This window comes from Thermosynechococcus sp. Uc (genome assembly GCF_029335995.1).
Lineage (GTDB): Bacteria > Cyanobacteriota > Cyanobacteriia > Thermosynechococcales > Thermosynechococcaceae > Thermosynechococcus.
In genome coordinates this window covers 1-7,955 of record NZ_JARJMS020000024.1, presented here as the reverse complement: position 1 = coordinate 7,955, position 7,955 = coordinate 1, and the positions used below count along the sequence as shown (strand labels likewise).

The window sequence follows — 7,955 nt, the reverse complement described above, 5'->3', positions numbered from 1 at the left end:
GGCTGGGTGTTGGTTGCGGCAGTGTTGTCTGGGGTTGGGGACGCTGTGGTGTGGTAGGGGGTAACCCTGCCTGTTGTGCGTAGAAAGTGGCCAGTGTGCTCACTAAAGCATCCCGCTGTTGACGATTGAGCTGGCGAATAGCGGCAATATCCCCCTCCATGGGGTTGACCGTGAGGTAGGAACGTCCTGGATAGGTTTCTCCCTGCAGGAATTCATTCAGCCCCAAATAGTCGGCAAGGGAAATTTTCCAGTCAAAACGGTAGAGGGGCGATCGCCCCTTAACGATAGTATGATAGACGATAAATCGCTCTAGGAGCGTACTCTCTGGAGCAGGCTGCCGGTTCTCTTGGCGGATATAGTGATTTTCCTTGGGCAAACCGGACAATTTGGGATAGAGGGTTTCCGCCACCAAGCGGGGGTTAATGAGAATTTGGCCAGTGGCAGCGGGCAAGTTGGGGTCAGATTGCGATCGCCCCACACTCCAAGCACTGCTCAGGGGGAGCCACAAGAGTGCCAGTAAGCACCCCCACGTCATCCAGCCCAAGAAGGTCCAGCCCCGTCGTCTCCCCATCGCTCCTAATCTGCCAGTAACTCCGGTTGGGCAATTTCATCGGACATTTCGATAATGGCACGGGTCACCGGCTTCAGGGGCAGATCATCGAGATCTTCACTGGCTTCTAGCCCCCGCCGCTGTTTAGCCCGGTTGGCAATTTGCACCGTAATCCGATAGCGATTGGCGGAGTGCTGGATTAATTCTTCCGCCCGACGGTTAATTTCTAAAGATGAATAATGAAGGCGTTTTTGCATGGTCGGTCTTTCCTTAAACGTGGGTGGCCATTGTTTCTAGGGGTTGTGGCACTGGTGTTACAAAAGGCTGGATAATGCCACCCCCCAACAGGCAATCCCCTGCATACCAAACCGCCGCTTGTCCTGGCGTTACCCCAAATTGCGGTTCAGCAAATTCCAATTTTACCTGCTCAGCGTTGGCATCGGGAATGATAGTCACGGACACAGGGGGGGTGCGATAGCGAATTTGTACCGTTGCTGTCATAGGTTCCCTAGGGGGAGGAATCGAGACCCAGTTCACCCGTGCCACTGTACACTCACGACGGCCAGCGGTGGCGCGATCGCCAACAATAACGCGATTGTGTTCCCGATCCAAGGCCACCACGTAGAGGGGTTCGGGTGCTGCAATCCCTAAGCCCTTGCGCTGGCCAATGGTGTAGTGGTGGATCCCCTGATGGTACCCCAGCACCCGCCCATGGATGTCCACAATCTCTCCCCGTTGGCTGGGCAAATACTGTTCAAGAAATTGGCGCATGGAGCCATGGGCTTCAATCAGACAGAGATCTTGACTTTCCGGTTTACTGGCTGTGTGCAGGCCATACTGCGCTGCAAGGGCACGGGTCTCGGCTTTAGTTTGCTGACCGAGGGGAAAAAGCACATGAGCTAGAATCTCTTGGGGCAAGTCGTAGAGAAAGTAGCTTTGATCCTTATGACGATCCACCGCCCGCCACAATTCATAGCGATCGCTAGTGGGATTATATTTCACTTGGGCATAGTGACCCGTGGCAATGTAGTCAATCCCCAGTTGCTCACGGCTATAGGCCAGCATTGGCCCAAACTTCACCAAGCGGTTGCATTGGGAACAAGGTAGCGGTGTTACCCCATTGGCATAGCCACTGACTAGGTAGTTCACAATATATTTCTCGAAAATTTCGCGGCTATCCACAATGTGGTGGGGCACCCCCAGCTCCTCGCAGAGGCGCGCCGCATCCACCAGCCCCTCAGAGCAGCACTGCCCCTTACCTTTCATCAGCCATAGGGTTAGACCCACAACAGGGTACCCTTGAGCTTTGAGGCTGGCAAGGGCAACGGAACTATCGACACCGCCGGAAAGGCCAACAACAACCGCCGGTAAATCGGACATTGTTAAGATTCACAAAAAATCCACCTCTTTTAGGGTAGCATCCCTACTTTCACAACACAGACCACCGCAATCGGCTATAATCAGGAGACAAGGTTGGCGAGTAATCGCCGCTTGAGTTTTTAAGTAGAGCGATTCTTGAGTTCGGTTTTAGGGAAGGTTGGTTACGTAACAGTCGTCTCTCCGAAGTCAACGTCAACACATGGTTCAACTTTTGCTTTGGAGCAGATTAGATTATGTCTATTTATGTCGGCAACCTTTCCTACACGGCCACCCAAGAAGACCTAGAGGCCGTTTTTGCCGAATACGGTTCCGTCAAACAAGTCTATTTACCGGTGGATCGGGAAACAGGCCGTAAGCGGGGCTTTGGTTTTGTGGAAATGTCCACGGATGCTGAAGAAGATGCAGCGATCGCCGATCTCGACGGTGCCGAGTGGATGGGACGGCAACTCAAGGTCAACAAAGCACGCCCCCGTGAAGCCATGGGCGGTGGCAACCATCGTTATTCCCGTAATCGCTAACTCCCTCAAGTAGCCCTCTAGGAGGTGCTCTATCGGCTCTGCCCATGTGGTAGAGAAATAATAACAACCTGCTGAACGCAATTGGAAAGGAACATCATCCCTATGGCGCGCATGTATTACGACGCAGATGCCCAACTGGAACTCCTCAAGGACAAAACGATTGCCATTATTGGCTATGGCTCCCAAGGCCATGCCCATGCCCTCAACCTGCGGGATAGCGGTCTTAATGTTGTGGTGGGTCTCTATGCTGGCAGTCGTTCTGCAGAGCGCGCCCGTGCCGAGGGTCTAGGGGTGTACCCCGTGGCTGAGGCCGCAAAAATGGCCGACTGGATTATGATTCTTTTGCCCGATGAAGTTCAGCGGGTTGTTTATGAACAGGAGATCGCCCCCCAGTTGCAACCGGGGAATGTTCTCTCTTTTGCCCACGGCTTTAACATTCACTTTGGTCAGATTGTGCCCCCCGACAATGTGGATGTGGTGATGGTGGCTCCCAAAGGTCCCGGTCACCTTGTTCGCCGCACCTATACCCAAGGGGAAGGGGTGCCTTGCCTGTTTGCGGTCTATCAAAATGCCAGTGGACAAGCCCGTGATTTAGCCATGGCCTATGCCAAGGGAATTGGTGGCACCCGTGCCGGGATTCTGGAAACCACCTTCCGCGAAGAAACCGAAACTGATCTCTTTGGTGAGCAAGTGGTGCTCTGCGGTGGCCTCAGCGCCCTGATCAAAGCTGGCTTTGAAACATTGGTACAGGCAGGTTATCAGCCAGAATTGGCTTACTTTGAGTGCCTTCACGAAGTAAAGCTAATTGTGGATTTGATTGTTGAAGGGGGTCTTGCCAAAATGCGGGACAGCATCTCCAACACCGCAGAATATGGCGACCTCACCCGTGGCCCACGGATTATTACCGATGAAACCCGCGCTGAAATGCGCAAAATTCTCCACGAAATTCAAACGGGTCAATTTGCCCGTGAGTTTGTGCTGGAAAATATGGCCGGTAAACCAGGCTTTACTGCCATGCGGCGACGGGAAGCGGAACACCCCATTGAACAGGTGGGTCAAGAACTGCGCTCCATGTTTAGCTGGTTAAAACGGGCTTAAGTTTTGCCCTAGGGGGCAGCAATGGCGATTATTTCGTCGCAAAACTCACCGTCGGAGCAATCGCGCCCCCCTTCTTTACTCTCCAATCAACCCACCCGAGAGGAACAGCACTCGCCGGCTGAAGAGTCCCTACGTCCCCGCTCTTTGCAGGAGTACATTGGTCAGCAGGAACTCAAGGAGGTGCTACACATTGCCATCGAAGCAGCAAAGGCACGTCAAGAACCCCTTGATCACCTGCTGCTTTATGGTCCGCCGGGCTTAGGGAAAACCACCGTTGCCTTAATCTTGGCGGCTGAAATGGGGGTCAACTGCAAAGTGACCAGTGCTCCAGCTCTGGAACGTCCCCGCGATATTGTGGGTCTGCTGGTGAACCTGCAAGAGGGGGATATTCTCTTTATTGATGAAATTCACCGCCTCTCCCGCATGACCGAAGAACTCCTCTATCCGGCAATGGAGGATTTTTACCTTGATCTGACGGTGGGCAAACAGCAAACAGCGCGCACGCGCCGACTAAAGTTAAATCCCTTTACCTTGGTGGGGGCAACTACCCGTGCCGGAGCCTTGACCTCGCCCTTGCGCGATCGCTTTGGCTTGGTGCAGCGGTTGCGTTTTTATCATCCCGAAGAACTCCAACAGATTGTTCAGCGCGGCGCTGCTCTCCTACAAACACCAATTACCCCCGAAGCTGCACTGGAAATTGGCCGGCGCAGTCGCGGTACTCCCCGCATTGCTCTGCGGCTCCTGAAACGGGTACGGGATTATGCCGAGGTCAAGCACGATGGCAGGATTAGCCTAGAGGTGGCCATCGCTGCCCTTGAACTGTTTAATGTGGATCCAGCGGGGCTAGATTGGAGCGATCGCCGGCTCCTCAGTCTGATGATTGAATCCTACCAAGGGGGACCTGTGGGGATTGAAACCCTTGCCGCCGCCACGGGCGAGGATGTGCAAACCATTGAAGAGGTCTATGAACCCTACCTTCTCCAGATGGGCTATCTGCAACGGACGCCCCGGGGTCGAGTCGCCACTCCCCGCGCTTGGCAACATCTAGGTTATACGCCACCGGAAAACCAGTTGCCATTGTTATCTAGTCGTCCCTATAACCCTTCGTCTTCAACCCCAACTGCTTAATGAGATCGGTATTCAATTGATGGCAGGGGATTTCGACAATTTAGCTTGGGAGCAAACAGGCGATCGCGAGCTATTGAATGCAACTCTCAAATCTTGGGATGTAGTACGGTGCATCATGATCTTGCCCTAGGCACTCATTGTTGGTCAGTCTTAGCCTGCCCCTGTAATTGGAAAATCGCTGTAAGCTATTGATAGGGTTGATTAAGGTTTTTTAACCTTTACCCGACTCTCTGCCTCGCCCACGTGAACGACCATGTTGCGGATCATCACCCAGTTAACAGACCTACGCGCTGAACTGCGCCGCATTTGCGATCGCACTGATAGCGGGGAGATGAGCGAACAACAGGCTACGGTGGAGGCAATTTTGCGCCGTGTAGCCAAGGAAGGCGATCGCGCCCTGATTGAGTACACTGCCCAGTTTGATCACATTGACCTTACCCCCGAAACATTACGGGTGAAAGGGGACGAATTGGATGCCGCTTACCAACAGGTGTCCAAAGAACTCCTCGATGCAATTCGCCTCGCTAAGGAACAAATCGAAGCCTTCCACCGCCAGCGCGTGCCCAAAAGTTGGGTGCAATTTGGCGAAGATGGCATTGTGCTAGGCAAACGCTACACCGCCGTCGATGCTGCCGGACTTTATGTACCGGGGGGACGGGCTGCCTATCCGAGTACGGTTTTAATGAATGCAATTCCGGCGCAGGTGGCAGGGGTTCAGCGAATTGTCATGGTGACTCCCCCTGGTCAAGGCAAGGGCATTAATCCTGCTGTCCTCGTCGCTGCCCAAGAAGCGGGGATCCAAGAGATTTATCGCGTTGGTGGCGCCCAAGCGATTGCCGCCCTTGCCTATGGCACAGAAACAATTCCCCGTGTAGATGTGATTACAGGGCCGGGAAACCTCTATGTGATGCTGGCTAAAAAACAGGTTTATGGCCGTGTTGGCATTGACTCCCTTGCAGGTCCTTCAGAAGTCTTGATCATTGCCGATGAAGCTGCGCAGCCAGTTCACATTGCGGCTGATTTACTGGCTCAAGCGGAACATGATCCTCTGGCAGCCGCAATTTTGCTCACCCCCAGTCTGCCCCTTGCCAAGGCAGTGGTCGCTGCCGTTGAGGCACAATTGGCCAACCATCCTCGCCGCGTTCTCACAGAGAAGGCGATCGCCCACTACGGTCTCATTGGCATTGTTGAAACCTTTGAACAAGCAGTCGAGCTGTCCAATAGCTTTGCCCCAGAGCATTTGGAACTAGCAGTTGAAGACCCTTGGAACCTTGTGGAACAAGTGCGCCATGCCGGTGCTATTTTCCTCGGCTATTCCACCCCTGAAGCAGTTGGCGACTATCTAGCAGGCCCCAATCACACCCTGCCCACCTCTGGTGCTGCTCGTTATGCTTCTGCCCTGGGCGTAGAAACCTTCTTGAAGCACTCCAGTATTATTCAATACACCCCTACCGCCTTGCGCAAACAAGGGGGAGCCGTCATGACCCTAGCTGAAACAGAAGGCCTGATTTCCCACCGCGACTCCGTGCGTCTGCGCCTTGAGCCTTAGAAACTGACAATTAGGTAAGGGGCATCAAATTTACCCACGCGCACAGGTTTACCCTTGAAACTAGGGGGCAGTTCAATGTGACGCCGCTGATCGCCAGCCTCCACTGTCAGTTCCCCACTAAACTCGCTGAGTTTCACCTGCTCTTTGCGAAACCCCGGCAGGAAAATGCGCACCTGTTGTCGCACCTCATCAAACTCATAGGGAGCCGGTGCGACCACTGACTGGTTGAAGTCTGGCAGATGGGAAACAAGACCTTGCCAGTGACTCCAGTTTTCGGGAAGAGGAGAGATACGCAATGGAACAAATCCGTTGCGGACATCTGGGGTGGGTTGCCCGATACAAAAGACTTCGGAAATAGGGATGTTCACCTGCTGAGCACTGCCCCATAGCCATCGGGTTTGCGCAATTGAAATCTCTGTGGTTTCTGTTAAGAGAAACACCGATAGGTGCTGCGGGTCGGCGGCAATCTTCACGCCGCGGTCAATCCACACTTTGGCCTCACCAAAGCGCTCGCGCACTTTTTGGGTATCAATATTGGCTGCCATCATTGCACTGGCGATCGGCCCACCAATAGCATTGGCAATCGCGTTGAGGTCTAATTGATCCAGCAAGCGCTGAAAGCGACGATAGTACCACGCCAATCCCTGGGGCAATCCAATCAGCCGCAATGTATCTTGACTATTCCCACCCACATAGACAATCACATCGTACTCTCCACTGCTGTAGTAAACCCGCAGGGCATTTAAAGTCAGCAAGGTATCCATCCCCGGCAAAATCATCAATTCCCCTGCATAAACCTTACCCACCAACTCTTGGGGCAAATAAGGCTCCACTAAACGGCTGAGTTCTTGCCATGCAGTGTTGACACTTTCAGTGGCCACTAGTTCTGCGATCGCCAATCGCTCCGACAAAAATTTTGGTTGCCAGCCAATAGATTCCTCCCAATGACCAATGAGAAACTGCAGTGATGTCGCGGGACTAGGAACCGTTAGTAGCGTTCGTTGCTGCCGCTCGGCAAACCACTGGGCAATAGCCAGACCAAGCGCGGTTTGTTGTTCTGGTCTTGCTCCTAAAAGAGTAACAATGCGTGTCATGGCAAGTTTGAGGACGAGAGTTGCTTGGACTATCCTATCGGCAAACGGCGACTCCAAATTTATCTAGATCAGCCCTCATAAAATCGCCTCTATGGGCAGCTAAACCTGTTCAACGATAAATCTACTCACTGGGGCGATCGCCTGCTTTCCAGAGGCTTCTAGGCCATTCCCAGGCCAAAAAAATTTTTGCGCGGCGCGAATAGATCTCCATTAGAAGGATTTGAACCTGAACAGGAACCTTATTTTTGGAGTTTTCCCCAGATTCCCCAAGGTTTTCCCCAGCTTTTCCAAAACTTTGATCTTTTTGCCATTTCAACTCCGCACTTGTGTGTATTCCAGTACCCTTAAGCCAGATTTTCTCAGGTTCTGAGTCAGTTTCAATCGAAATCCAGGTTCCCAAAGTTCACATCCTTTATTTTTCTCTGGTAGCGTTTTATTTCTATTAGATCTTAGAGATCTACTACTACTACTACTTATACATATATAGTTTGATAGTGGTAGTAGGTGCTGTGGATATGTGGACAACTTTTGTGAAATCGGCTCGAGAAGGGGATTTGTGGTGCTTCCCCGGTGTGGTGATCGTGTGGAGGTGGTAGGGGGTGGTTCCGGGGGGTGTTTGATGGGTGGGGGTGGGGTGG

The 7,955-nt window shown here is 52.8% G+C and carries 9 protein-coding genes; 4 read left to right on the top strand and 5 right to left on the bottom strand.

The window, feature by feature from the left end; all coding sequences use genetic code 11:
• The 3 genes from P3X23_RS02750 to mnmA form a co-directional block, all read right to left on the bottom strand.
• Positions 1-571: hypothetical protein (locus P3X23_RS02750; RefSeq protein WP_300872929.1), on the bottom strand; the 571-nt coding region annotated here is incomplete at its 3' end.
• A gap of 5 nt (positions 572-576) precedes the next feature.
• Positions 577-807: a DNA-directed RNA polymerase subunit omega gene (locus P3X23_RS02745; protein WP_300872927.1), complete on the bottom strand. Its 231-nt coding sequence runs from the start codon at positions 805-807 to the stop codon at positions 577-579.
• Positions 808-820: 13 nt separating this feature from the next.
• A complete protein-coding gene (gene mnmA / locus P3X23_RS02740) occupies positions 821-1,930 on the bottom strand; it encodes a tRNA 2-thiouridine(34) synthase MnmA (protein WP_300872925.1) in 1,110 nt (369 codons plus the stop codon).
• 233 nt (positions 1,931-2,163) lie between these two features.
• Between mnmA and P3X23_RS02735 the strand changes: the two genes are divergently transcribed.
• From P3X23_RS02735 to hisD, 4 genes are all read left to right on the top strand, one after another.
• Positions 2,164-2,448 (top strand): RNA-binding protein, encoded by a 285-nt coding sequence (locus P3X23_RS02735; protein WP_300872923.1) that lies wholly within the window; start codon positions 2,164-2,166, stop codon positions 2,446-2,448.
• A gap of 102 nt (positions 2,449-2,550) precedes the next feature.
• Complete coding sequence (ilvC, locus tag P3X23_RS02730) at positions 2,551-3,546, top strand: ketol-acid reductoisomerase (RefSeq protein WP_300872921.1); 996 nt, start codon at positions 2,551-2,553, stop codon at positions 3,544-3,546.
• 21 nt (positions 3,547-3,567) lie between these two features.
• On the top strand, positions 3,568-4,674 hold the full coding sequence (gene ruvB, locus P3X23_RS02725; protein WP_300872919.1) for a Holliday junction branch migration DNA helicase RuvB: 1,107 nt from the start codon (positions 3,568-3,570) through the stop codon (positions 4,672-4,674).
• 253 nt (positions 4,675-4,927) lie between these two features.
• Positions 4,928-6,223 (top strand): histidinol dehydrogenase, encoded by a 1,296-nt coding sequence (hisD, locus tag P3X23_RS02720; protein ID WP_300872917.1) that lies wholly within the window; start codon positions 4,928-4,930, stop codon positions 6,221-6,223.
• Here the strand turns inward: hisD and P3X23_RS02715 are convergent.
• Positions 6,220-7,317 carry an ArsA-related P-loop ATPase gene (locus P3X23_RS02715; RefSeq protein WP_300872915.1) on the bottom strand — a complete coding sequence of 366 codons (1,098 nt, stop codon included), beginning with the start codon at positions 7,315-7,317 and terminating at the stop codon, positions 6,220-6,222. The two genes, hisD and P3X23_RS02715, sit on opposite strands and share 4 nt — an antisense overlap.
• Before the next feature lie 121 nt (positions 7,318-7,438).
• On the bottom strand, positions 7,439-7,717 hold the full coding sequence (locus P3X23_RS02710; RefSeq protein WP_300872913.1) for a hypothetical protein: 279 nt from the start codon (positions 7,715-7,717) through the stop codon (positions 7,439-7,441).
• Positions 7,718-7,955: the final 238 nt, after the last annotated feature.